Annotated in this window: 20 protein-coding genes and 3 pseudogenes; 10 read left to right on the plus strand and 13 right to left on the minus strand. The window is 65.7% G+C overall.

Annotation, left to right across the window (positions count from 1 at the left end):
• From Q1B08_RS14335 to Q1B08_RS14345, 3 genes and pseudogenes are all read left to right on the plus strand, one after another.
• Positions 1-224: pseudogene (locus Q1B08_RS14335) on the plus strand (IS5/IS1182 family transposase); the annotation flags it as partial.
• Positions 225-560: 336 nt separating this feature from the next.
• Positions 561-1391, plus strand: coding sequence for a PDC sensor domain-containing protein (locus Q1B08_RS14340; protein ID WP_299820191.1), 831 nt, complete (start codon positions 561-563; stop codon positions 1389-1391).
• 38 nt (positions 1392-1429) lie between these two features.
• Entirely contained in the window at positions 1430-4243 is a 2814-nt protein-coding gene (locus Q1B08_RS14345) for an EAL domain-containing protein (RefSeq protein ID WP_299820193.1), read from the plus strand.
• A gap of 64 nt (positions 4244-4307) precedes the next feature.
• Here Q1B08_RS14345 and Q1B08_RS14350 read toward each other — a convergent pair.
• Together Q1B08_RS14350 and Q1B08_RS14355 are read right to left on the minus strand one after the other, a co-directional pair.
• Positions 4308-4575, minus strand: a pseudogene (locus tag Q1B08_RS14350) (IS5/IS1182 family transposase); the annotation flags it as partial.
• On the minus strand, positions 4576-5346 hold the full coding sequence (locus Q1B08_RS14355; protein ID WP_299820195.1) for a hypothetical protein: 771 nt from the start codon (positions 5344-5346) through the stop codon (positions 4576-4578). It lies immediately after the preceding pseudogene.
• A gap of 642 nt (positions 5347-5988) precedes the next feature.
• Between Q1B08_RS14355 and Q1B08_RS14360 the strand changes: the two genes are divergently transcribed.
• The gene (locus tag Q1B08_RS14360) at positions 5989-7143 is read left to right on the plus strand and encodes a polysaccharide pyruvyl transferase family protein (RefSeq protein ID WP_299820197.1); all 1155 of its coding nucleotides are present in this window, start codon (positions 5989-5991) and stop codon (positions 7141-7143) included.
• Between the two features lie 400 nt (positions 7144-7543).
• Positions 7544-8197 (plus strand): hypothetical protein, encoded by a 654-nt coding sequence (locus Q1B08_RS14365; RefSeq protein WP_299820200.1) that lies wholly within the window; start codon positions 7544-7546, stop codon positions 8195-8197.
• A gap of 87 nt (positions 8198-8284) precedes the next feature.
• Here Q1B08_RS14365 and Q1B08_RS14370 read toward each other — a convergent pair.
• From Q1B08_RS14370 to Q1B08_RS14405, 8 genes and pseudogenes are all read right to left on the minus strand, one after another.
• Positions 8285-8517 (minus strand): annotated as a pseudogene (locus Q1B08_RS14370) (IS5/IS1182 family transposase); the annotation flags it as partial.
• A gap of 246 nt (positions 8518-8763) precedes the next feature.
• Complete coding sequence (locus tag Q1B08_RS14375) at positions 8764-9987, minus strand: M20/M25/M40 family metallo-hydrolase (protein WP_299820202.1); 1224 nt, start codon at positions 9985-9987, stop codon at positions 8764-8766.
• A 69-nt stretch (positions 9988-10056) separates the two neighbouring features.
• Positions 10057-10932 (minus strand): hypothetical protein, encoded by an 876-nt coding sequence (locus Q1B08_RS14380; protein ID WP_299820205.1) that lies wholly within the window; start codon positions 10930-10932, stop codon positions 10057-10059.
• The gene (locus tag Q1B08_RS14385) at positions 10910-11980 is read right to left on the minus strand and encodes an oligopeptide/dipeptide ABC transporter ATP-binding protein (protein WP_299820208.1); all 1071 of its coding nucleotides are present in this window, start codon (positions 11978-11980) and stop codon (positions 10910-10912) included. The genes Q1B08_RS14380 and Q1B08_RS14385 overlap by 23 nt, the downstream gene beginning before the upstream one ends.
• Positions 11977-12966: an ABC transporter ATP-binding protein gene (locus Q1B08_RS14390; protein ID WP_299820211.1), complete on the minus strand. Its 990-nt coding sequence runs from the start codon at positions 12964-12966 to the stop codon at positions 11977-11979. Before Q1B08_RS14390 ends, Q1B08_RS14385 begins: the two co-directional genes overlap by 4 nt.
• On the minus strand, positions 12963-13886 hold the full coding sequence (locus tag Q1B08_RS14395; protein WP_299820213.1) for an ABC transporter permease: 924 nt from the start codon (positions 13884-13886) through the stop codon (positions 12963-12965). The genes Q1B08_RS14390 and Q1B08_RS14395 overlap by 4 nt, the downstream gene beginning before the upstream one ends.
• Positions 13883-14860, minus strand: coding sequence for an ABC transporter permease (locus Q1B08_RS14400; protein ID WP_299820215.1), 978 nt, complete (start codon positions 14858-14860; stop codon positions 13883-13885). Before Q1B08_RS14400 ends, Q1B08_RS14395 begins: the two co-directional genes overlap by 4 nt.
• Positions 14861-14933: 73 nt before the next feature.
• The gene (locus Q1B08_RS14405) at positions 14934-16550 is read right to left on the minus strand and encodes an ABC transporter substrate-binding protein (protein WP_299820218.1); all 1617 of its coding nucleotides are present in this window, start codon (positions 16548-16550) and stop codon (positions 14934-14936) included.
• Between the two features lie 111 nt (positions 16551-16661).
• On the opposite strand from Q1B08_RS14405, the gene Q1B08_RS14410 reads away from it, so the two are divergent.
• Together Q1B08_RS14410 and Q1B08_RS14415 are read left to right on the plus strand one after the other, a co-directional pair.
• Entirely contained in the window at positions 16662-17486 is an 825-nt protein-coding gene (locus Q1B08_RS14410) for a MurR/RpiR family transcriptional regulator (RefSeq protein WP_299820221.1), read from the plus strand.
• Between the two features lie 262 nt (positions 17487-17748).
• Positions 17749-18543 (plus strand): hypothetical protein, encoded by a 795-nt coding sequence (locus tag Q1B08_RS14415; protein ID WP_299820224.1) that lies wholly within the window; start codon positions 17749-17751, stop codon positions 18541-18543.
• 54 nt (positions 18544-18597) lie between these two features.
• Here the strand turns inward: Q1B08_RS14415 and uvsE are convergent, their stop codons facing one another.
• On the minus strand, positions 18598-19659 hold the full coding sequence (gene uvsE, locus Q1B08_RS14420) for a UV DNA damage repair endonuclease UvsE (protein ID WP_299820227.1): 1062 nt from the start codon (positions 19657-19659) through the stop codon (positions 18598-18600).
• 101 nt (positions 19660-19760) lie between these two features.
• Here uvsE and Q1B08_RS14425 point away from each other — a divergent pair, with 101 nt between their 5' ends.
• Both Q1B08_RS14425 and sugE read left to right on the plus strand, forming a co-directional pair.
• The gene (locus Q1B08_RS14425) at positions 19761-20852 is read left to right on the plus strand and encodes a hypothetical protein (RefSeq protein WP_299820230.1); all 1092 of its coding nucleotides are present in this window, start codon (positions 19761-19763) and stop codon (positions 20850-20852) included.
• A 155-nt stretch (positions 20853-21007) separates the two neighbouring features.
• A complete protein-coding gene (gene sugE / locus Q1B08_RS14430) occupies positions 21008-21331 on the plus strand; it encodes a quaternary ammonium compound efflux SMR transporter SugE (protein WP_299820233.1) in 324 nt (107 codons plus the stop codon).
• A gap of 118 nt (positions 21332-21449) precedes the next feature.
• On the opposite strand, the gene Q1B08_RS14435 is transcribed toward sugE, so the two are convergent.
• A complete protein-coding gene (locus tag Q1B08_RS14435) occupies positions 21450-21872 on the minus strand; it encodes a type II toxin-antitoxin system VapC family toxin (RefSeq protein WP_299820236.1) in 423 nt (140 codons plus the stop codon).
• A gap of 9 nt (positions 21873-21881) precedes the next feature.
• The gene (locus tag Q1B08_RS14440) at positions 21882-22124 is read right to left on the minus strand and encodes a plasmid stabilization protein (protein WP_299820239.1); all 243 of its coding nucleotides are present in this window, start codon (positions 22122-22124) and stop codon (positions 21882-21884) included.
• Positions 22125-22312: 188 nt separating this feature from the next.
• Here Q1B08_RS14440 and Q1B08_RS14445 point away from each other — a divergent pair, with 188 nt between their 5' ends.
• A complete protein-coding gene (locus Q1B08_RS14445) occupies positions 22313-23683 on the plus strand; it encodes a dienelactone hydrolase (protein WP_299820242.1) in 1371 nt (456 codons plus the stop codon).
• Positions 23684-23915: the final 232 nt, after the last annotated feature.

A 23915-nucleotide genomic window follows, 5' to 3' on the forward strand; every position in this document is an offset into this window, starting at 1 on the left:
AGACGCTGCGCGCCACAAGACACTACGGCCGGACGTTCTGGAAGCACTGGACCGGATACCACGCCCGAAGCCGCATCAAGGCGAAGATGCGATGCCTCAAGGCATTCGGCGAGCGCATCGCCGCACGGGACCCCGACCGCCAGACCTCCGAAATCCACATCCGCGTCGCACTCATAAACCGCATCTCGGCCCTCGGCACCGCCGAGATCCTTCGCGTGGCATGACATCGGCGGGGAAAGGGAAAGTCACGCCTCAGGCGTGACTTACGCAACAATGCCGACCCGCAATGTGAATCCCGGGGCAGGCTTTGCGCAACAAGGCCCCCGCAAAGCGAACCCCGGGCACGCTCTGGGCAACAAGGTCGGTCACAGTGATAAAATCAAAGCTGCAGGTTTCAGCTTCATTCCTAACCTACGGCCTTCGCGACGTACGTCGTATTGACTCCAAATTGGCATCATTTCCGCCGCTCAACCTCCGCATTGACCGAGGATGGCAATCGGTCCGCAAGGTTTGCCGTCGATACGGGGCTCGTGAAAGCTCAACAGAGAAGGTATTCCGAGATGCACCAGCGTCGTGGGTTGAAGCATGTAGTCCTGAGTCTCTCCGCCATCGTTACATTGTGCGGAACGGCCTCGGCAGAAGCCTCGGTGGATTTGGAGTCAACAGCCGCCAAAGCCGCGGCTGCGATAGAGCGTCTGCATTACAATGCTTCAAAGGCCCTTGTCACAGCCGCGCAAGACAAGACGTTCGGCGCTTACTTCCACACTCACGACCATGAGGGACGAGAGGAAGTGAAGGGACGGATCGACAACGTCTCGCTCGCCGTGCAGGAACGATTCCACGTCGAGGAAATGTGCCTTATCGATCCAGAAGGAAAAGAGATTTCCCGTATCGTAGGCAAGGAGATCGCGCATGATCTCGCCATCGATGAAGCAGACGCACCCTTTTTCGAACCAGGGTTTAGCACTCCCCATCGCAAGGTCCACATTTCCCCCATCTATATGTCACCAGACGCCGAAAAGTGGGTGGTCGCGTATGTTACACCGGTGATCCTCGACGGCGAAAAGAAGTCGATTCTTCACTACGAGCATTCCCTTACTGCATACACCCTTCCGCTTGAGCACCAATCCAGAGCGACAGGTGCCAACATCATGCTCATGACTGAGTCCGGTCATGTGATCTATGACAGCACCCGAGAAATTGCGATCGAACTTGAAGAAAATTTCGAGAATCTAGACGATTACTTCTCTGAATTGCAGCTCTTCGATATCGAATATTTCAAGGCTGTAAACAGCGGTGGTTTCGGAGAAATCGCCGGCCCAAATGGCCCGATCGAAGTCGCTATCCGTGACGTCGGCGACTGGATCGTCGTGGCCTGGAGCGACATCTGAGCACGTTTGCAGAAATTGACTGGCTAAGGCAATAAATTATGGGACTTCGTCTTAAGGCGGCAGCTGCGCTGTTTTTCAGCGCGTTGCTGCCACTCGGGTTGGGAACGCTGGTCGCTACCGAGTTCAGTGAACGCGCGCTCCGTACCGAGGTGGAGAACAGGCTCGAACGCTCGCTGAGCACCGATCTCCAGCAGATCGAACGAGAATTTTCTCTTCGTCTCGATGATCTCACCACGATCAGCGAAGCTGGCGTCATGCAGGACGTACTGATTGCCGACGACGCGGGAGAAATTGCTGCATCGCTCTCGACACTCCGGAAACGCTACAGAGAGTTCGGCGCCCTTATCGTAGCGGACGAGTTCGGCAACATCCTGGCGTCTGACGGTATTCAGACGTCTGCCGACCTCCTGGCGCAGACCGAACAATTCCAAGCCACACTCTCCGGGGAGGCTGCGGTAAGCAAGTTCGGCGAAGCTTACGAGATTGCGGGCAACTCGGTTTTGATGAGCGTCCCGATCCGCGCGGCATACGATTCTGACACGGTTATCGGAGCCCTCGCCGGAGTCGTCGCGTGGGACAAGTTCCAGAAACGCCTCGCCTCGCTGTCCATCGACGGGAACACGCAGAGCAAGGATCGGCTACTGACTTTGACGACCGACGGCGGAAGCCGCGTCATCTACGAAACGGAAGTTTCCGCTGCCGATCCCGAGGTTGCGAAGGTTCGGGAGGCGATGGAGCGCACCACCCCTCTGGGTGTCGTCAGCGAGCAACATTACCTGATCATGTCAATGAGACTACCTGCGAAGAGCCCGTTCGGACATCTTGATCTCAGCTTCCATTCTGCCGTCGCCGAGCGGGTCGCTCTCTCTGGAGCGAAGACTCTCAAGCGCGACCTGATAATCACTGCGAGCCTTCTGGCAATCGCGCTGGTACCGCTGGGCTGGTTCGGGTCGCGATCGATGACGGGTCCTCTTGTCGCCATGTCGTCGACGATGTCGCGGATCACCCGGAATACCAATCACTCCCGAGAATGGGACATGGCTGGCTCGCAGCTGCTGTCCTCCAGCGTGCAAGCCCGCAACGACGAAATCGGGCTGCTGGGCCGCAGCTTCGCGGCGCTCATGGATCAACTCTCCGCAGCCCGACGTGAACTGATCGAGAAATCGGAAGCCGAGATCAATAAGCGCCGCGAGCGGCTCGACGCCGCGCTCGACAACATGTCGCAAGGTCTATGCATGTTCGACAATGAGCATCAGCTGATCGTCCACAACCGCCGGTTCCTGGAGATGCACGGGCTGACCCTGGACGCGATCAAGCCTGGAATGGAAATCGAAGAGGTCATCCGCAGGATGCAAAGGGCCGGCAATTATACAAGCCGGCTTTCATCGGACCTTGCCGACGACCTCACCGTCGAGATGGAGAGCAGAAAGCCGCACTTCTTCTCTGATCAGATTCAGGGTGAGCGAAGTGTGGCTGTTTCTCAGGTGCCGCTGGAGAACGGTGGCTGCGTCATCACGTTCGAGGACACCACCGAACGCCGCCGTGCCGAGGCGCGGATGGAGTACCTTGCGCATCATGACGAGCTTACTGGACTACCAAACCGCACCACATTCCGCAAGGAACTCGACCGCGCCCTAGCCTTCGTACGGCGCGGTGGCGAACTCGCGGTCTTCTGCCTCGACCTCGATCACTTCAAGTCGGTGAACGATACGCTGGGCCACCCGATCGGAGACCGCCTTCTCCAGCAGGTCGCGGATCGCCTGCGGTCCTGCGTGCGCGAAACAGACGTGATTGCTCGCCTGGGTGGGGACGAGTTCGCAATTCTTGCGCATGGTGCAGTCGAAACGCCCTCGGCTCTCGCGGACAGGGTCATCGAGACCCTTAGTGCGCCCTTTGAAATCGATGGCCATCAGGTCGTCGTGGGTGCCAGCGTCGGTATCGCCCTCGCGCCGACGGACGGAAATGATCCCCATGTGCTTGTCAAGGCGGCCGACTTGGCGCTCTACCGGGCCAAATCGGACGGTCGAGGCGTCCATAGCTTTTACCAGCCCGAAATGGATGCCAAGTTGCAGGCCCGGCGGGCCCTCGAACTGGACCTGCGTGCGGCTCTGGCGAAGGACGAGTTCTACGTCACGTACCAGCCGATCATCAACGTCGCGACCGATCAAGTCGCCTGCTTCGAGGCGCTGCTCAGGTGGCGTCATTCCGAGCGGGGCCTCGTGCCGCCGGATCAGTTCATAGCCCTTGCTGAGGATATCGGCCTTATCCACAAGATCGGTGCCTGGGTACTCAGACAGGCCTGCCGAGACGCGGCAACCTGGCCCTCGGATATCCGCGTAGCGGTCAACCTCTCACCGGTGCAGTTCAAGAACCCCGCCCTCGTGAGCGAGGTGGAGGCCGCGCTGATCGAATCCGGACTTGGCCCACGCCGCCTGGAACTGGAGATCACCGAGACCGTCCTGCTGAACCAGACGGACGCGACGCTCGAGGTTCTGATCCAATTGCGCGATCTCGGCGTGAGGATATCCATGGACGATTTCGGAACGGGCTACTCTTCGTTGAGCTATCTGCGGAAATTCCCATTCGACAAGATCAAGATCGACCGCTCCTTCATCAGTGACCTTCCTGATAGTCCTGACGCACTTGCGATCATCCGAGCTATCTCCGGTCTCGGCTCCAGTCTTCATATGTCGACGACGGCGGAAGGCGTCGAGACGCTCACGCAACTCGAAGCCATCCGAGCCGAAGGCTGCACCGAAGTTCAGGGCTATCTTTATAGTCCGTCGGTCGAGGCGGCAGAGGTGATGCATCTTCTGCAGAAATTTACACGAGAAGAGAGGAGCGTCGCGTAGGGCCTGGCGCAGGACTCGTTGCACAAAGGGGTTGAAGGCCAGGCTCCCCCTTTCCCCGTGGGGGTCATCCGACGGGCTGCGTGACGGGGATGCCGAGGGTGGTGTAGCGGTTGAAGATGGCGATGCGGGTTCGGCGGTCTGGCGGTCGAAGTCTCGGGCGGCGAGCTCCTGGCTAGGGGCTTCATGCAGTTCATTCTGGTCTCGGCGCGACTGCGGCGATGGTCCCCGCTCCAGCGGCGCCAGATCGTCCGGCCGAGGCGCTTGATGGCGCATAGGGCCTCGTTCCGCGCACCGGCTCCGGGGCTGTCCTTTTTCCACGACTTGGCTTACTGCTATCGGTCAGCGTATAAATGGCGCTTCACATTACATCCCATCGTGACAGACTTTACCATAGTGGTCTCCAGTCTTCGGAGAATTGCCGTTTTTTCCAATTTCGGCTCGTGGGCGCCTCGCGCGTCCACCCATGCGCGTGCGTCATCCGCTGTCTTGACAGTATCGTTGTATCCGGGCGCATAAACCGTCTCGAAGAAGGTAAAGCCATGAATGGCAAGCTCGATCGCTGGACTATCGAGAAAGAACAGCAAGGCGCAGGTGCCGACTGTAGGTGGCCGGTCACCAATCTCTGCGCGCATCTTACGCATCATCCATGGCGGTATCAGTGTTAACGGTGGCCCGCCCTCTTCCTTCAATGCTTTGCGCTTTTCTCTGAAAAGTTTTCTCAATCTGGATTTATGCCAATGAGGATAGACGATTCCTCCGACCTGATTCTCGAGTAAGAACGACGTCGGAATAGCGCCGGCGCTTCTGTCGCCATACTCTCGCAGGTTGTGAACCAATAGATCTGTTCTTTGACCTAGAATATCCGGGGACGCGTTTTTAAGGGCTATCCCATTGTTCAACCTGACCACGACATCATAGTTATCGACTATCGTGTTCTTCAGATCGTCGAGTACGGTTTCGGCCGGCCCAACAACGATCACTCGCTTTCCCTCGAATGCTTCCGGTTGAAGGAGCTCCGGGCCCCATGGAGCCCATGGACTTGCATATAGCTGATTAATCGCATTTCCGGGATGGCGAACAATATCTCGGATCAAATTCGCCATTCTGCGATCCCTTCGATCGGTCCACAATTTCGAGTGTTACATTGCATATATAGGCCAGCACGGCACGGAATTTTAACGCCAAGAAACCTTACCTTGCAGAAGGTTATATATAGCATGAATCACTATTTCCGTCATGAGCGATAAAGACAGTCTTGCTTCGATCCAAGTCGGTTCACGTAAGGGCGCGGCGAGACCACGCAAGTGAGCAGCCAAAGCGGCACGTCGGTGAGACATGGAAGTTTCTGCGGTCGCGAAACCATAATCAGGAGAATATTCGAAGAAGGATTCATAGCGAACTCTCTCTGCCGACTCCGGCCAAGCTCATAGATCTGCTCGGCCGGCCGTTCCCTTTCCCTTTTCTGCTCGCGCGCCCGCTCCGCCATGTCGGCGCGCCCGAGGTCAGCGTTGATGTCCCGTGCCCAGGCTTCCCCGATCCTGCGGGTGGGACGGCGCGAGGAGCTCCGTGTGATCGACACCGCCGCGCGCCCCGTCGTCGAAAACGATCAGGCGCGTGATCCTCCAGACACTCCCGTGGGCGAAAGTTGACATCTCCGACGGCGCCACGCAACACGGGAGTCCCCGCCAACAGGCCCGGCGGCATGAAGTCCACTGGCCTCGCCGGCCCTACGGAAAAGCCCTGAGATGACCCGTCCGATTGCCATCGTCTTTGCCAACCTCAAGGGCAATATCGGCGATTTCGCGATCCTTCACGCGATGCTGCTGGACATCGGGACCGCCTTTCCCGACCAACCTGTCCATGTCTATTCGCATGGTTTTCTGCCGGTCGATCAGGCGCGGATGGCGGCCTTCATGCGCGAGGCCCCATTCTTTGAACATGCGGGGGTCACCTTCGCCGGAGCCCGGAAGCCGGCAGCGGCGACCTCTCGCCTCCTGCGGCTTTTTCGGCTCCGGCAGCGCTATCAGGCACGGCGCATCCGGTCGCTTGCCGTGAAGTCAACCCCCAAGGCAGCGCGGTTCTCGACGTATGACGCTGTCTATCTCGCCGGAGGCGCACAATGGACGGGGGTCACGACCGGCGTTTCCATGTTCGCCACACTTCGGGCCATCCGTGCCCATACAGATCGCGTCTTCAGCTATCCGTTCTCCGTTTCTCCCTCCTTATGGAAGGTGAACAGCCGGGCAGGCCTCAGGGAGGATCTGGCACGGATCCGGTCGCCGCTCATCGCAAGAGACAGCGGCTCGGCAAGCGCGCTGTCGGAACTCGGCCTGGAAACGGTCCTCGGCGCCGATTGCGTGTTCTCGCTCGCGGAAGCGGCTGAACGGATCGCGCCAATATCTGAGCGGGATCCGGCGCGGATCCTCCTCGTTTTGACCGGTCAGAAGCCGCAGGTGCTGTCGGAGACGCTGCAGGCGCTGCGGGGACAAACCGGACCGATGGCGCTGCTCACCACGTGTGCTCCCGAGGATGTCCCGGTCCTGGGGCCGGTCGCCAAGGCCGCCGATGTCCCGTTGCTTGCGCCGCTAACCTGGCAGGAGACGGTGGCCGAGATGAAAGCGAGCTCGATGGTGATCACCAATCGGCTGCATGGCTTTATTCTGGCTTCGTTCGCCGGGGTTCCCGTTCTTCCGCTTGCGGGTCGTCCCAAGCTGGAGGCGGTGGTGCGGGATGCGGGCCTGCCGCTGGAGCTCCCTGATCTGTGCAAACTCGATGCCGGCCTGATCCGTTCGGTCCAATCCCGGCGCGCGGAGATCGTCGAAAAAATCGCCGGCTACCGCGAGACAATGCAGGGGCGGCTCCGCAGTCCCGTTCAGGCGCATGACGCAGGACAGCTGTGACATCGAAAACATCAGGTCGGGTCGCGCGCTCCACCGCGGTCAGCGCCAACCTCGCTTCCGTGCTCGCAAGTCCCGGGCGGATTCGTGCCGCGGACCAAATCCGCCGCCGTGGGACAGCTTACGCGGCTCGCTACGAGGACATGGCCAAAACGGGGCAGGATGCGCGGGCCCGGATCCGCGCCATCGTGGATGCGCTAAGAGACGTGACGCACCTCGCACGCGGATCGAAGATTGACCACCATCGCGTCGCCCGACTTCGGTCGCGCGACCTACATCGTGGATGACAATGCGAAAGCTCCTTCGATGGCTCCGCGCGACTGACGCCCCCGCCCGCGGCACGTCGCGCTCAGACGGGAGACGGCTTCCCGTTTGGCACGGAAAGCGCAGCGACAACCTGATCGTGGAATTCATCGGACCGCCGGCGGTTGGAAAATCGTTCCTCATCTCGATGGTGGCGAAACAGGGCAATCTGCGGAAGATGAGGCTCGAGGCCGGGGCTTCCATGCGTGGTCAAGCGATCTCCGCGGGCGACCTGCGCGTTGCCGCGCAGGCTTTGCACGATGTGACCGGAAACTCGCTCGAATTGAACTGGCAAGACCTCGAGACCGGGTTCACGAATGCCGCCCGGCAGCTCAACTATCTCAAAGAGGACGCCCTGATCAGGCAGATGAGCGGAGCCTTTCTACTGGACGAGACCGGTCTTTTCCGGAAGTTCAGACCGCAGGTGCAGAGCCTGCTGTCGCAGGGCCGACCGGAAGACCTGGACTTCCTCCGCCGTCTGCTGGCCCGCCGGGTTCTGGTGCATGTCGTTGCAGCGCCCGAAACAATCTCCGATCGGCTCAGAGACAGGGCACTCAGTGGCGAGAAGTCGCGGGACCGACGCGATGTTGCGTTCGGAGACGAGCTGTCCGGGCGCATTCAGGAGCGGCTTGACCGCAATGAACGGTTCATTCAGCAGATAGCGGAGCTCGGAACAGGCCGCTTCATTCGGGTCGACACGGAGCACGATCTGGCCGGGGCGGCGGCGGACATCCTGCGCGCGATGAAAACCTGATCGAGAAGTTCGAGCCTTCGTCGTCGTTGTTTGAGGGGAGGCTGACAATCGAATTTCCGCCCCAATTTCGAGACAAGGAAGCCATACTCTTGCGGCGATGCGCTCGCGGAGTGCCCCGAGGCGTCGCGTCTTCGCCTCGACACGGCTTCTGGCGCGGTATCCGGTCAAGCGCTTCCGGACCGCGCGGCCGTGGTGTTTCGTGGCGCGCAACGTCGCGATCCGAGCTTCGCTGTCGGGCAGTCTTCCTTCCAATGGTGTCCGTTTTTCCGGATCGGAATGATTGGTCCGGCTCGCCGGTCGATGATGGCGGCATGGCAGCGGGGGTGAAGGGCGTCCCGGAATTGATCCCGTGGATCAATTCAGTCCTGAACGGGCGAAGCCCCGGGGTGGCAAGCCCCGTCGGCGATCACGGAGCCTGTCTGCACGTCCTTCCCGCGAGGGAACTGACGACGGCGATCGTTATGAACTTGAACGGCCTGATGCGCTCGCCCGAAGGATCGGCGCAATATCGCGATCCGTTGGAACAGGTGCAGCGACCTGTTCCTCGCTGCCATTCGCCTCTCGTCTCAAGATTGATCGCTGCGCAGGCCCGCGGTGCCGAGGATCGCAGCCAAGCCGGCTGAGAGCCCTCTGGCGGATAGCTCGGGCTCCACATCGATCCATTCCTCGAGCGAGTGCGCGCGGCCCCCTGTCCCGCCGGATCCCAGACAGATGGCGGGGATGCCGAGGCTTATCGGGATATTCGCGTCCGTCGAGCCTGCGCGTTCACGCGCCTCGAAGCCGAAGGCGGCCAGCGCGGCAAACGTCGCCTGTACGATGGGCGACTGGTGGTCCGTCTTGCCCGCGGGGCGCTGGCCGATCCGCTGTAGATCCGCTGTGATCGCGCCGACCTCGGTCTTGCGGCGCGCGTTCTCGGTCGTGACGGCGGCCTCCACGAGCGCATGCAGGGCGCCATCCAGCCGGTCGAGTTCTTCCTGGCTCTCCGACCGCAGGTCGATCTCCACCCAAACCTCTTCCGGAATGGCATTGATCGACGTGCCGCCGCCGAAAACGGAGGCGCAGTAGGTCGTGCGTGGCTTGTCCGGGACTTCGAGCTTCGCCATGCCCGCGAGAACGTCGCCGAGCGCATGCGCGGGGTTCACGATCCCGAACGCGCTGAACGAATGGCCCCCTGGGCCGCGAAACGCCACCCTGTACCGGTGGGACCCCACGGCGATCGTGGTAACCTCCTCGACCTGAAGTCCGTCGATCGTGAAGAAGGCATCGATCCGGTCCCGGTACTGACCTTCCGTAAACAAGTGCCGCACGCCGCGCAGGTCGCCCTTCCCCTCCTCGCCCACGTCGCCGACGAACAGGAGGTCGGCCTCGGTCTCGACTCCGCCCGCGTCAAGCGCGCGGACGAATGCCAGAAGCGCCGCGAGGCCTCGGCTGTCATCGCCGATACCCGGAGCGAAGAGCTTCGTTCCCTCCCGCCGGACGGTGCAGTCGGTGCCTTTGGGAAAGACGGTGTCGAGATGCGCCGCCAGAACGACAGCGCGTCCATTGGCACGGCCCCGCCGGATCCCGGTGACGTTGCCGATGGCGTCGCGCCCCACCTCTTCCAGTCCGTGTTCGCGAAACATCCCCTCGTAGGCCGCGGCGCGCTCGTCCTCCTCGAACGGGGGCGCCGGGATCTCGGCGATCCGAACGATATCCTCGACGAACCGGTCGTGGTTCTCACGCAGATCATTTGCGGCCGAGGAAAACGCCGCCGAAGAAAGTATCTCGCCAATCTCGTACGTCGTTCTCATGCTGTCGTTCCTCTTCGCGTCCCGCGTCCGGATCATGTCGCCGCCTCGCGCGGCCCGTCTTCCTTCTGTTCAGGCATTGACGGCACCGGTGCCGGCGCCAAGCGTCTCGGCCGATGGCAACCCGCCCGTGAACCACAGGCCGGCGGCGGCGCGGCCCATGGCGTTTCCGTCATGGTCGACGCCCGGCACCTCCGTGAGGCGCCAGCCGAAGGAAATGCCGAGCGCCTCGGCCGCGGCGCGGCCCGTCTCCAGATAGTTGCGCGCGCGGTGCAACCGGCCCGGCCCCTGCGCCCGCGCTTCGGGCTGGGAGGGAAGGTTCTCGGCGCCTGCCTCGCAATCCTTCTGGCCCGCGAGAATCCATAGATCGGAGGCGAGGAGCCGACGCAGATCGTCCTCGCCAAGACCGATCCCGCCGAGGCCCGCAGGGAACTCCACGTCGAGTGTCGGCAGGGAATACCAACCCGCATTCGCCGCGATCACCGAATCGAAGGGGCCATAGCCAACCAGGGAGACCATGCGGTGCAGGAACTGGCCCCCGGCCGAGTGGCCGAAGATGCGTGCCTTGCCCTCGGCCATCAGTCCGGCCTCGGTCATGGCATCGACGACGCGGGCGGGGACGTGGTAGATCCAGCTCTCGCGGCGGGTGATAGCGCCGTCGTCATCCCGCACCATGCCGTTGTTGTAGCGTTCCGCCTCCGGAAAGAGGTCGTCCGAAAAGGTCGGCGCCACGATCAGCAGATCGTGCCGGTCGGCGGCATCGATCCAGAAGTCGCGGTAATCGTCACCGTTCCGCTTCATGCCATGCTGCACGAGAACCACGTCGCCCCCCGGGCGATAGCCTGCTGCGCGATAGCAGTTGAGCAGGATGCTCCGCCCCGGCTGTCCATCGAAATCGAAGGGGATCGCGCTCGTTCCCTCGCGCTCAAGAAGTGTGGCTAGTGTCATGCGGATTTCGATCCTTGTCGTGAAGATGGCAGGCGGCGGTGCGGCCGGGCGCGATCTCTCGCAGCCTCGGGGCTTCGAGCGAACAGCGGGGCATCGCGTTCGGGCAGCGCGGATGGAAGGGGCAGCCCGGGGGCGGCGCGAGGGGGGACGGCAATTCGCCCTTCACCGCCTCGAACTTGCGCTTGCGATTGCGGACCGACGGGATCTGCTCGAGCAGGGTCCGCGTATAGGGATGCGCCGGCGCGGCGAAGAGTTCGGCCGCGGGCGCCAGCTCCACGATTTCTCCCAGATACATGATCGCGACGCGGTCGGCCATGTAGCGGACCACGGAAAGATCGTGGCTGATGAAGAGGTATGTGAGCTGCCGCCGCGACCGCAGGTCGAGGAAAAGATTGATGACCTGCGCCTGGATGGAGACGTCGAGCGCGGCGATCGGCTCGTCGCAGACGAGGAATTGCGGCTCGACGATCAGCGCGCGGGCGATGCCGATGCGTTGGCGCTGCCCGCCCGAGAACTCGTGCGGATAACGGTCCCGGTAACTGGCGTCGAGACCGACTTCGGCGAGCGCCGAATCGACCCTTTCGCGGATCTCCGCGGCGCCCAGGTCGCGGCGGTGAACGCGGAGTGGCTCGGTCAGGATGGCGCCCACGCGCTGACGCGGGTTGAGCGAGGCATAGGGATCCTGAAAGATCATCTGGACGCCCAGGATGAACGCTTTCCGCGCCGCGCGGTCGAGCTCCGAAACGGGCCTGCCGTCATAGGCGACTTCGCCCCGCGTCGGCGGGGTGATTCCGGTGATCATGCGCCCGAGTGTGGACTTGCCGCAGCCGGACTCGCCGACAAGGCCCAGAACCTCGCCGCGCCGGATGGAAAGGTCGACGGACCGCACGGCCTTCAGCACCGGAATATCCGGCGCCCGGCCCATGAGCGACAGCACGCGTTCCGCCATGACCGGCTTGCGCGTGAAATCGCGGCCGAGTCCGCGCATCTCCAGAATGGGCGCGGACCGGTCGGCGGTCGCGTGCGGTGGCGACACGCGGGCGGTCATGCGGCGGCTCCATCGTCGAGCGGGTGGTGGCAGAGCCAGCTTCGGCCGGAGGGATCGGCATCCCGCGCCGGCTCCTCGCGCCGGCAGATTTCCGTGGCACGGTCGCAGCGCGGGTGGAACGGACAGCCGACCGGACGGGCGGAAAGCGGCGGCGCGGCACCCGGCACCTGCCGCAGCCCCTGCCCCGGCGGGGCATCGCCGGGAACGGATTCAAGAAGACCCTTGGTGTAGGGATGGCGGGGACGATCGAGAACCTCGTCGGTCGAGCCGGTCTCGACGATCCGGCCGGCATACATGACGGCGATCCGGTCGGCGAGCTCGGCCACCACCCCGAGGTCGTGGCTGATCCAGATCAGCGCCGCACCGCTCTCGGCCTGGAGGCGCTGCATCTCGGCGATGATCTGTCCCTGAATGGTGACGTCGAGCGCGGTCGTCGGCTCGTCGGCGATGATGAGCGCCGGATTGTTCAGCAGCGCCGTCGCGATCGCGACGCGCTGGCGCATCCCGCCCGAGAACTCGTGCGGATATTGATCGAGACGCGCCCGGGGCGAGGTGATGCCCACCTTCTCGAGGCTTTCGGCGGCGCGGCGCCGCGCCTCGGCCGGCGCGACATCGGCGTGTTCGGTGATGGCTTCGACCATCTGCTCACCGATGGTGAGGACCGGGTTCAGGGTCGTGAGCGGATCCTGGAAGATCATCGCGAGCTCCGCGCCGCGCAGACGCCGCAACCCTTCCTCGTCGAGGCGGCGCAGGTCCTGCCCGCGGAACGTCACCTGCCCGTCGGTGATCTCGCCGGGCGGGTCGATAAGGCCCAGGATCGAGAAGCCGGCGACGGACTTGCCCGAGCCCGACTCGCCGACGAGGCCCAGAACCTCACCGCGATGGACCGTCAGGTCGATCCCGTCGACCGCCGGCCAGGCGCCGGCGGCGTCATGGAACACCGTTCGCAATCCGCGCATGTCGAGAACAGGGGAATTGTCGGTCATGAGCGCCTGGGGTCGAGCGCCGTCCTGAGACGGTCGCCTACGAGGTTGAGCGAGGAGATCAGGACGAGGAGCGCGATGCCCGGATAGAAGCTGATCCAGTAATCGCCGCTCAGAAGGTAATTGAAACCGCTCGCCACCAGCAGGCCGAGCGAGGGCTCCGTGACCGGGACGCCGACGCCCAGAAAGGACAGCGTCGCCTCGAGCGTGATCGCCGAGGCGATCTGCACCGTCGCGACGACGAGCACCGCGTTGAGGCTGTTCGGCATGATGTGCCGGAACATCACGCGGAGCCGGGAATAGCCGAGGTTCTCGGCCGCCTCGACGTATTCCTTGCGCCGCTCGGACAGGGCCGCAGAGCGCATGATGCGGGCATAGTTCGCCCATTGCACGATGACGATGGCGATGATCACCTTGTCCACGCCCCGCCCGATCATCGCCAGCAGCACAAGCGCGACGAGGATCGACGGAAACCCGAGAACGAAGTCCACGAACCGCATGAGAAGCGTCTCGATCCGGCCGCCCATCACCGCGGCGACCAACCCGACGCAGATGCCGATGATCATGGCGATCGACGTGGAGATGAGGCCGACCAGAAGGCTGACGCGCAGGCCGTAGAGAATCGCCGACAACATGTCGCGGCCCTGACTGTCAGTGCCCAGAAGGAAGACCTGACCCTCGAAGCTCTCCCCGCCGGGCGGGAGAAGATTGTCCATCACGCTGAACGCGTTGAGGTCGTAGGGATCCTGCGGCGCCAGGAACGGCAGGAGCAGGCCCGCGAGCACGATCGCCGCAAGGGTGAGCAGCGCGCCCCTGACGCTCGGCCGGCGCCGGAGCTTCCGCAGCATGGCGCGGCGCTGTGGCGTGTCGGTGAGCGGCGGCCGGGTTGCCGGCCCGTCCGTGGCTCCGGTCGTGTCGGTCATCCCATGTTCTCCACCAGCTTCACGCGTGGATCGAGCGCGGCATAGGTAAAATCGACGAGCAGGTTCACGGCGACGAAGATGAACGTGACGAGCATCACGTAGGCGACCACGACGGGCCGATCGAGCTGGTAGATCGACGTGATCAGGAGGCGCCCCATGCCGGGCCAGGCGAACACGGTTTCCGTGATCGTGGAGAAGGCGATCAGCGACCCGAACTCGACGCCCAGAACGGTAACGATCGGGATCAGGATGTTGCGCAGGACGTGCCGGCGCACGATGCGTTTCGGCCGCACCCCCTTCGCCCGCGCGAAACGGACGTAATCCTGATGGACCGCCTCCGCCGCGCCGGCGGCCGTCAGGCGGATCATCAGCGCGATGTTGGGAATGGCGAGATTGACGACGGGCAACGTCATGTGGCGCAGTCCGTCGAGCGTCAGGAAGCTGAGGGGGATGCCGAGGAGGGACACGGTCTCGCCCCGCCCCGCGGCCGGCAGCCATTGCAGCCAGACGGCGAAGATCAGGATCAGGACCATGCCCTTCCAGAAGCTCGGGATCGAATAGCCCAGGATCGAACCCGTCATGGCGGCCCGTGCCGTGCGGGTCCCGTCGTTCAGGCCGATCCAGAGGCCGATCGGAATACCGATCGCGCTGGCGATCGCGAGGGCCCAGAAGACGAGTTCGAACGTCGCCGGCATCCGGGACAGGATGAGGCTCAGCGCCGGGCGACCGTGGACGAAGGAGGTTCCGAGATCCCCCTGCAGCGCATTGCCGAGAAAGGTCAGATATTGGGCCCAGACCGGCCGATCCAGGCCGAGGCGCGCGATCATCGCCGCCCGCTCGGCCTGCGTCGCGTCGGGCGGGACGAGCAGGTCGGCCGGGTTGCCGACGGAATAGACCGCGAGAAAGATCGCGATCGAGACGGCGAAGAGAACCGCGATGCTCTGCAACAGGCGTTGCAGGACGAAAAGAGCCATGTCAGCCGTTCCCGGTTTCGGAAAGGCTCCGGCGCCAGCGCGCCGAAGATCGCATGTCAGATGCCGCCGGCAATCATTCCGCCGTTTGCGTCACTTCGTGGGCCAGCGTGTACTGGTCGGCCCGGCCGGGATAGCTCAACCCGTCGCGGAAGGCCCAGATCGAGCTCTCGAAGTGCAGCGGGATGAAGCCGAGCTTGTCCACCGCCATCTGTTCGGCCCGCTGCAAAAGCGCCGCGCGTTTCTCCTCGTCGACGGTGCTGATGGCCTCGAGCAGGATCGCGTCGAACTCGGGGTCCGACCAGGCGCCGTAATTCGACGCGCCGACGCCCAGATCCTCGTTATCGGTCGTCACGTACTGGCGCAGGAAGGAGGCCGCGCCGCCCTCGCTCGAGCCCCAGCCGCCCATCGCGAAGCTGAATTCCTTGTCACTGCGCCGCGAGAAGAAGATCGAGCGCGTCATCGCGTCGAGTTCCGTCTGGATGCCGATCCGCGTAAGGAACTGCGCCACCACCTGCGCCACCTGGCTGTCGTTGATGTAGCGGTCGTTGGTGGCGTGCAGGGTCAGGCCGAAACCGTCTGGATAGCCCGCTTCCGCCAGCAATTCCGTGGCCCGCTCCGGGTCGTATTCCAGCGGCTCGGGATCCGGGATCGCGCCGAACATGTTGTCGGGGATGAACTGGTAGGCCGGCGTGGCGAAGCCGTCCATGATCCGGTCGACGATCGCCTGCCGGTCGATGGCCATCGACACCGCCCGTCGCACGCGCTCGTCCTGGAAGGGGTTCGAGCCGTCCCCGGTGCGGATGAAGGGGCTGTCGTCGCGCCCGATATCCATCTGCAGGAAGATGATGCGGTTGGACGGGACCGAAACATAATCGAGCCCTTCTTGCGCCTCGATCTGCGTGATGTCCCGCGCGGCGGGGTTCTCGATCAGATCGTAATCGCCGGAGAGAAGCCCTGCGAGCCGCGGACCGGACGCGGGGACGGGCACCATCCGCACCCGTTCCCAGACGGGCGCCTCGCCGAAGTAATTCTCGTTCCGGCCAAGCGTGATGCCGGACCCCAGGGTGAACTCCTCGAGCACGAAGGGACCCGTGCCGATCGCCGCCTCACCGGTATTGAAGGCATCGACGCCGGGCCATTCGCCGGTGACGCCGCAATCATTCTCGAGATCGAAGGTGATTTCGTCGTGCTCGACGATGCCCTCGCTCAGGATCATGATCTGCGCCAGAAGCTCGGGCATCAGCGGCTCGATCTCCTTGGTCGTGATCCTGAGCGTGTGGGGGTCGGGCGTCTCGACCGACGCGAAGTTCGTGACGACCGACTCGCCGACCGTCCCGACCGACGTCTCGTTGTTCATCGTCCGGCAATAGGTGAAGATCACGTCATCGGCGTTGAACTCCGACCCGTCGGAGAAGACCACGTCGTCGCGCAGCTGGAACACCCAGGTGTTGTCGTCCTCGGCCTCCCATGACGTCGCGAGCCCGGGCTGGATATTCTGCTGCGCGTCGGCCCGGCCCAGGGCCGAATAGATATGCTCCGCCACGGCGTTGTTGGATGTAAGGTCATGATAATGCGGGTCGACGGCGGTCGGCTCCGAGGCGAGCGCGATCGTCAGTTCCTGCGCGGCGGCGGGAGACGCAGCGAGAGCGAGCAGCATCGCCGTCCCCGCTTTCAGGTTACGATAAGTCATTCTGTCCCTGTCTTTGCTATTGTTCGTCAGCGGAGCATGCGGAATGTGAAACGTTTGTTGCAACCTCATGCAACCCATGAAACCCACACTGGGTCAAGAGGCACGGGCACGATGAACAACGTTTTTCAAACCGACATCGCGCAGCGCGTCTCGCGGGCTTACGAAAAGCTCAGCCCGGGGCACCGCCGCATCGCGGACTTCATCCTCGAGAACCCGACCGAAGCGGCCCCCCTGAACAATATCGAGCTTGCGACCCGTTGCGAGGTTTCGACCGCCACGGCGACGCGGTTCGCCCGCGCGATCGGATTTCCGTGCTTCTCCGACTTTCGCGAGTCCCAACTCGAGGCGATGCGCGCCGCCCGCTTCCACGTGGAGCGGTTGAGCCGGGAGATCGACGCGGAGGCCACGCATTTCGACGTGGTCCGCAACGGGCTCGATCAGGACATCCGCAACCTGCAGACGACACGCGACCGTCTGGACGAGGCCAGCTGCGGCCGCGCGGTGGAGATGATCCTGAACGCGGAGCGCATCTTTGCCTTCGGAGCCGGGCTGAGCCAGTACGCGATCGGCGTCCTGATCCACGGGCTGGAGCCCTATTGCCGGGGCAACGCGATCAATATCGGGCCGATGGGCAACGGCAACGTCGCGATTCGCCGGGCCGTGCACTGCACCGATCGCGACCTCGTCATCACCTGCTCCCTGCCGAACTACGCGGCCGACACGATCGAGGTCACGCAAACCGCGCGCAGAAAGGGAGCGACGATCCTCTGCATCACCGACCGACCGACAAGTCCGCTAACGAAATATGCCGATGCCGTCTTCTATGCCGACGCCACGCGGAGGCTCCTGCCGAACTCGATCACCTCGGCGATCGCCGTCTCCGAAGGCATCATCGCCGCGATCGCCAATCGAAGGCAGGAAGGCCTCGACGGGTAGATCGTCCGGCCCTTTTCGGGGTTCCGCCGGCCGCATCGCGATCTCCGCCACCCGAACCCATCGTATCCGGCCCGGTCGAGTGCGCTCGGAACCCCAAGCGCGGCCTGCCGCCGACCGGCGTCCCGGCGCGGCCGGACGGGCGGCCGTGCCGCCGCCCCCGCCCCCGACCCCGACCCCGACCCCGACCCGCGGAAAACATCGGCGCGGATACGCAATCTCAACGTTTTTCGGCGAAGCCGCCGGCACTCAGAACGAGCGGCGCATGAATTCGATCGGCCACGTCCTCCTCCTTGCGGCGCTCTTCGCGCTCGAAGCCGGCGCCGCGGCGGCGCAGGGCTACTCGCTGCTGGGCAAGGGGGGCCTGCACGGCGCGCGACCGCCGCTCTTCGTGGAGACGTCCCTCGGCGACACGGCGCGACCGCTGATCCGCAGCCGCGCCGAGATCCCCGACAGCGCCGAAGCGGAAGAACGGCGCGGCCACGCGCAGAGCCTCTTCATCGGACAGGCGCGCCGCGGCTTGTTCGCGCCGCGCCCCTCCCCCGGCGACGTTCACGCCTACGGGCCGATCCTCGGCGGGGACCGCCATGCGGAGATGATCCGTCACCTCATCGCCCGTGCGGAAGCCGGTCCCGAAGGCTACGACGCGGTGCAATACGGCGCCCGGGTCAGGCCCGCGCGCCGTCCCACGGAAATGACGCTGGGCGAGGTCTTCGCCTGGATCGACGCGACGCCGGGGCAGCCGCACGCGATCGGGCGCTACCAGTTCATCCCCTCGACGCTGGCCCGTCTCGTCACCATTCTCGATGCGGGACCGGACGAGCGCTTTTCGCCACGGATGCAGGATCGCCTCGCCGACATCCTGCTGCAGGATGCGGGGCTCGACGCGTTCCGCGCGGACGAGATCACGCGGCACCAGCTCATGAACAACCTCGCGCGGATCTGGGCGGGGCTTCCGAACGCCTCCGGTCGCTCGCATTACCACGGCTATGCCGGCAACGCCGCCACCATGACGTGGTCCGCGTTCGACAGCGAGATGACGCGCATCTTCCAGAGCTGAGGGAAGGCCCGCGCGCCCCGGCTCCGGACGTGGCCCCGTCCCGGACGGCCGGGATCACGCCGCGCCGGCGCATTCGGCGTCGGGTTCCGGCGCGACGGCGTCCGGGGCGAGGCCGAACACGGCCCCCACATCGGGCACGTAGCGCACGAGATCGGCGCGCAGCCGTTCGAGCGCGAGATCCTTCATCTTGGCCTCCAGCATCACGTCGAAGGGGCGCCGGGCGACGAGCGGCGCGCAATCGCGCAGGAAGCGGACGAACTCGAAGGGCTGGACGAAATCCGCATGGCCCGTCCAGATCGGCGGCTGCATCACGGTCCTGGGCTTGCCGGTCTTGCGGTCCTTGCGCGTGATCTGCCGCATCTCGGTGCGCGGGCTGGAGAAATGCATCTTCGGGCGAACGTCATCGGGCCAGGTGTCGAGCACGCGGCCGAAGGCTTCGACCACGCCCAGCCCCTCGGGGTTCATGCACCAGTGGTGCTGGTGGTCGAAGATCAGCCGCACGCCGGTCTCGCCGTGGATCCACAGCGTGTCGGCGGCGGAGAAGCGGATGTCGTCGTTCTCCAGCACCAGACGCGCCCGGACATGGGCGGGCAGCCGATGCCACGCCTCGACCCAGCGTCGCCGGGCCGCCGGGCGGTCGTCGTAGACGCCCCCCACATGCGTCACCAGCACCGCTTCGGGGCCGAGGCCCATGCGGTCGAGCATCTCGGCCTGCGCGGCGAGGTCGCGCACGCTCCGGGTGACGATCTCCGGATCGGGGGCGTTCAGCAGCACGAACTGCGAGGGATGGAAGGACAGGCGGATGTCCAGCGCGCGGGCCTTGGCGCCGATGGCCGTCAGCTCCGCGTCGCTCTCGGCGATCATGTCATGGAACTGCGGCATGTCGGGATGGGTCGCATAGGGCGCGAGGTCCGAGGACATGCGGTACATGCGGATGCCGCGCGCCGCGCAATGGTCCAGGATGCCGTCGAGATATTCGAGCGAGACCTTGAGATGCGGCGCGTTCTGCCAGCGCCGCGCGTCGTTCGACTTCAGGTCGGGCCGGGCCATGACCTTGACGGGAAAGCCCAGGCGCATGGGCTCGGCGGGGGCGGAATGTCGGGGTGCGTCGGTCATGGCGTCCCAACCCCGGGCGGGCGCGCCCGTTCCCCGGGCGGACCGTTCGCCGCGGGGCGGACCCGCGGCCCGCATCCGCGCGTTCGGGCCGCATGGATGCGATGCCCCCTTCCCTCGCGCTCGACCCCCGAAGCTGGGCCGGGGATGCCCGCGCCCGTTTCGCCGCCTTCGCGGATGGCGCCACGCCCCTGATCGCCTCGCACGACGATGCCGACGGCCTGTCCTCGGCCGCCCTGCTCGCGCGGGCCTGGGACGCCCATCGCGGCGCCCGCCCCGAGATCCGCCTCGTCGGTCGCGGCGAGAACGCCTGGGACGACGCCTTCGCGGCCGAACTCGCCGAGCGCGATCCGCCGGCACTGGTGGTGGCCGATCTGGGCCTTGCCGGGCGCCGCCCCGCGCCCGGCGCGCCGATGGCCGTGATCGACCACCACGTCCCGACGGGGGTGCCGGACGACGCGACGGTGATCTCCGGCTACGGTCTCGCGCCCACGCCCTCGACGAGCCTGCTTGCCTGGCACGCGGCCGGGGCGCTCGGCGACGTGGCCGCGCTCGACTGGCTGGCCGCCGTGGGCCTCGTCGGCGATTACGGCGACACGGCCGACTTTCCGCTGATCGCGGCGGCCAAAAAACGTCATGGCGCGGGTCTCCTGCGGGAGACCGTGAGCCTCGTCAACGCCCCGCGCCGGTCCGCCTCGGGCGATGCGGACGCGGCGCTCGCGCTGCTTCTGAAGGCGCGCGACCCCAAGGACGCCGTGCGCGGCGGCCATTCCGAAACCACGGCCTGCGACGCCGCGCGCGAGGAGGTCAAGGCCGCCACCGCCGAGGGCCGCCGCCAGCCGCCCCGCTTCGGACGCCGCTACGGCCGCGCGGTCGCCGTGATCCGGCTCCACAGCCCGTGCCAGATCCACCCGCTGGTGGCGCAGTCCTGGACGGGACGGCTCAAGGCGAAGGACGCGCCCGGCGTGATCGTGTTCGCCGCGAATTTCGGCTTTCGGGAGGGCATGGTCGCCTTCGCGGGCCGCGCGTCGGGCGAGGCCGACATCGTCGACGTCCTCGCCCGCCACCGCCCCGACGGCGCGGACCCGACGCGCTACGGCAACGGCCACCGCCGCGCCGCCGGCGGAACGCTGCCGCACGCGCAATGGAACGCCCTGATGGAGGATCTGGGCTTCGGTCCGGAGCTGCGCGCCTGAACGGCGGCGCGGCTGGCCCCGATCCCGGCCCGGGCGACCGCGGCCGAGACGTTGAGCGACGGCGCCGTCCGCGCTAGGTGAGGCGTCGCGCGGGACGACCCGCGCCGTTCGCGCTTTCCTCGGGACGACCCGACATCGTTGCAAAAGGCGGTCCCTTGGCCTGGTTCGTTCTCGTTCTCGCCGGCGTTCTGGAAATCGTCTGGGCGTTCTTCATGAAGAAGTCGGCGGGGTTCACGCTGCTCGGGCCCAGCGTGATCACCATCGTCGCGATGGTGGCGAGCTTCGCGCTCCTGTCGTTCGCCATGCGGTCGCTGCCGCTCGGAACCGCCTACACCGTCTGGACCGGCATCGGCGCGGTCGGCGCGTTCGCCCTCGGAATCGTCGCGCTCGGGGAGGCCGCGACGCCGATGCGCCTCGTCGCGGCGATCCTGATCGTGGCGGGCATCGTGCTGATGAAGCTGTCGAGCCCGACCGCCTGAGGCCCCGCACCGGGCGCGACGTTGCCCCTCGCCCGCAGTGCGCGGGCCGACACAGAGGGCGTCGTTCGACACCGGGACCGGTCCCTCCGTCCAGCCCCGCCGGCGAGGGCGGGCGCCCCTACCCGTCGCTCCAGGGGTCGATCACGACGATGCCGCAGCCCGCGAACCCGCCCGCGTCGCGCGTCGCGACCGCGGCGCCGTGCGCCCGGGCCGTCGCCGCGATCTGGCAATCCGGGAACGAGATCGCCTGCCCGGCGCCGCGGCGCTCGGCGAAGACGACCGCGAACGCCGCCGCCGCCGCACTGTCGAAGGGCAGCACGCGGTCCTCGAAATCCTCCGCCACCATCGCCTCCACCGCCGCGAGAAGCGCGGCGCGCCGGCGGCCGCCGGGCAGGATGGCGACCCCGCGGCGCAGCTCGGCCTCGCTGACCGCGCTGAGATAGAGCCCGGACGCGTCCTGCCGTCCGAACCACGCGACCACCGCCCCGGCGGGCGCCGGCCGCATCAGCTCGGAGACGACGTTGGTGTCGATCAGGATCAAGGCCCCGCCTCAGCCGAGGCGGGGCGGCTCGGGCATGGGCTCGCGCGGCGGCAACTCCAACTCCACCCCGCCGATCGCGGCGAAGCGTCGGTGGATGCGTTCGCCGAGATTCGCGCGCGACGGCGACCGGCCGACCGAGCGGCGCAGGATCTCGCGCACCTCCTCCTCCATGGATCGGCCGTGTTCGGCCGCGCGCATGCGCAGGCGCCGCTTGAGCGCGTCGTCGAGATTGCGGATCGTGATGCTGGCCATGCCGTCCTCCGATTCTCATGACAATCTAGGCCGTGATTGCAATGCAATCAACACGCCCCAGGGTGGGCCACCCGGAAACAATATCCGGAAAATGCGAATAATGACGCGCGGGGCTGGCACAATGCGTCGAAGTGATGTGATCTCCGAAACTTGGACAGGACATGCGAACACAGACCGGGAGAACACCAATGAAACGACTTGCCCTCACGATCACGACCGCGATGGTCGCCGCCACCGCGGCGGCCCCCGTCGCGGCGCAGAACCGCATCGACGGGCAATCGCCCGACGCGCCCGAACTCGCGGCCTATGGCGGGATGCCCGTCGGCGTTCGCCGGATCGAGCTCGTGAACGAGAACCAGCTCGACATCCTGGCCATCGATCCCGCGGGGGAACGGCCGGCGGAGCTGCCGCGATACGACCGCCCGCTGACCGTGGAGACCTGGTACCCCGCCGCGCAAGGCTCGACCGGCGAGACGTCCTTCGACACCTATCTGCGCGACGCGACCACGGAGGTCACCCTCACCGGGCGCGCGATCCGCGATGCCGCCCCGGCGTCGGCGGCGGATCCCTTCCCCCTCGTGATCCTGAGCCACGGCTATCCCGGCAACCGGTTCCTGATGTCGCATCTGGGCGAGAACCTCGCCTCCAAGGGATACGTGGTCGCGTCCATCGACCATACCGACTCGACCTACCGCACGCAGGCCGCGTTCGGCTCCACCCTCGTGAACCGGCCCCTCGACCAGCAATTCGTTCTGGACGAGATGGCGCGGCTCGGCGACGACGGGACGTCGTACCTGTCCGGGCTCGTGGATGCCGACCGGACCGGGGTGATCGGCTATTCGATGGGCGGCTACGGCGCGGTGATCACTGCCGGGGGCGGCGTCACCGACGCGGCCGTGGAATCGGGGGCGCCGCAGGGCACGCTCGACGTCAATCGGGAGGGCAGCCCCACGCAGGAGGCGCGGCCCGACCCCCGCATCAAGACCGCCGTGGCGATCGGGCCCTGGGGCATGAACACCGGCTTCTGGGACGAGGAGGGCCTGGCGAGCATCGACATCCCGATGCTGTTCATCGCCGGCTCGGAGGATGCGACCTCCCTCTACGAGGAGGGCGTCCGCGCGATCTGGGAGGGCGCGACGGGCGTGGACCGCTCGCTGCTGACCTTCGAGGGCGGGGGCCACAACACCGCGGCGCCGATCCCCGCCCCGGAGGAGAGCTTCTACTTCAACGAGCGGCTCGGCTTCGACGTCTCCGAGCACTACACCGACGCGGTCTGGGACACGGTGTTCATGAACAACGTCGCGCAGCACTTCTCGACGGCCTGGCTGGACCGCGCCCTCAAGGGCGACGCGAGCATGACGGATTATCTGGACCTGCCCGAGGCGGGAAGCGCCGGCTGGTTCGGCTTCGGGGACGGCACGGCCGAGGGCCTGCGCTTCGAGACCCTGTCCGCCGCGACGATGCCCGCGCCCGTTCCGCTGCCCGCCGCGGTCTGGATGCTGGGCGCGGCGCTCGGCGGGCTGGGCCTTCTGCGCGGGGGCCGCAACCGGAACGCCTGATCGCGTCCCGCCCGAACCGGGGCCGCGCCGATACCACGGCGCGGCCCGCCTCCGACCCGCCGGTCGCCGTCAGGGCGCACCCGCGCGATCACCCCGGCAAGCACGCCGGGCACTCCGGCCGCCACGCGATCGAGCAGATGCGGGTCTGCGGCCTCCACACCCCCGCCCCCGAGCCGTGCCGCCCCGCCGGCAGCTGACCATCGGTTCCGCGCCGGCGGGGCCATCCCGCGCG

This window comes from uncultured Jannaschia sp., assembly GCF_947494025.1.
Classification (GTDB): Bacteria; Pseudomonadota; Alphaproteobacteria; order Rhodobacterales; family Rhodobacteraceae; genus Jannaschia.

Coding starts and splice junctions, on each gene's coding strand:
- uvsE (WP_299820227.1), bottom strand. CDS start 19,659: ATGACCGACGCACCCCGACATTCCGCCCCCGCCGAGCCCATGCGCCTG.
- Q1B08_RS14360 (WP_299820197.1), top strand. CDS start 5,989: ATGACCCGTCCGATTGCCATCGTCTTTGCCAACCTCAAGGGCAATATC.
- Q1B08_RS14395 (WP_299820213.1), bottom strand. CDS start 13,886: ATGACCGACACGACCGGAGCCACGGACGGGCCGGCAACCCGGCCGCCG.
- Q1B08_RS14425 (WP_299820230.1), top strand. CDS start 19,761: ATGCCCCCTTCCCTCGCGCTCGACCCCCGAAGCTGGGCCGGGGATGCC.
- Q1B08_RS14390 (WP_299820211.1), bottom strand. CDS start 12,966: ATGACCGACAATTCCCCTGTTCTCGACATGCGCGGATTGCGAACGGTG.
- Q1B08_RS14345 (WP_299820193.1), top strand. CDS start 1,430: ATGGGACTTCGTCTTAAGGCGGCAGCTGCGCTGTTTTTCAGCGCGTTG.
- Q1B08_RS14375 (WP_299820202.1), bottom strand. CDS start 9,987: ATGAGAACGACGTACGAGATTGGCGAGATACTTTCTTCGGCGGCGTTT.
- Q1B08_RS14410 (WP_299820221.1), top strand. CDS start 16,662: ATGAACAACGTTTTTCAAACCGACATCGCGCAGCGCGTCTCGCGGGCT.
- Q1B08_RS14400 (WP_299820215.1), bottom strand. CDS start 14,860: ATGGCTCTTTTCGTCCTGCAACGCCTGTTGCAGAGCATCGCGGTTCTC.
- Q1B08_RS14355 (WP_299820195.1), bottom strand. CDS start 5,346: ATGGCGAATTTGATCCGAGATATTGTTCGCCATCCCGGAAATGCGATT.
- Q1B08_RS14405 (WP_299820218.1), bottom strand. CDS start 16,550: ATGACTTATCGTAACCTGAAAGCGGGGACGGCGATGCTGCTCGCTCTC.
- Q1B08_RS14415 (WP_299820224.1), top strand. CDS start 17,749: ATGAATTCGATCGGCCACGTCCTCCTCCTTGCGGCGCTCTTCGCGCTC.
- Q1B08_RS14385 (WP_299820208.1), bottom strand. CDS start 11,980: ATGACCGCCCGCGTGTCGCCACCGCACGCGACCGCCGACCGGTCCGCG.
- Q1B08_RS14445 (WP_299820242.1), top strand. CDS start 22,313: ATGAAACGACTTGCCCTCACGATCACGACCGCGATGGTCGCCGCCACC.
- Q1B08_RS14380 (WP_299820205.1), bottom strand. CDS start 10,932: ATGACACTAGCCACACTTCTTGAGCGCGAGGGAACGAGCGCGATCCCC.
- Q1B08_RS14340 (WP_299820191.1), top strand. CDS start 561: ATGCACCAGCGTCGTGGGTTGAAGCATGTAGTCCTGAGTCTCTCCGCC.
- Q1B08_RS14440 (WP_299820239.1), bottom strand. CDS start 22,124: ATGGCCAGCATCACGATCCGCAATCTCGACGACGCGCTCAAGCGGCGC.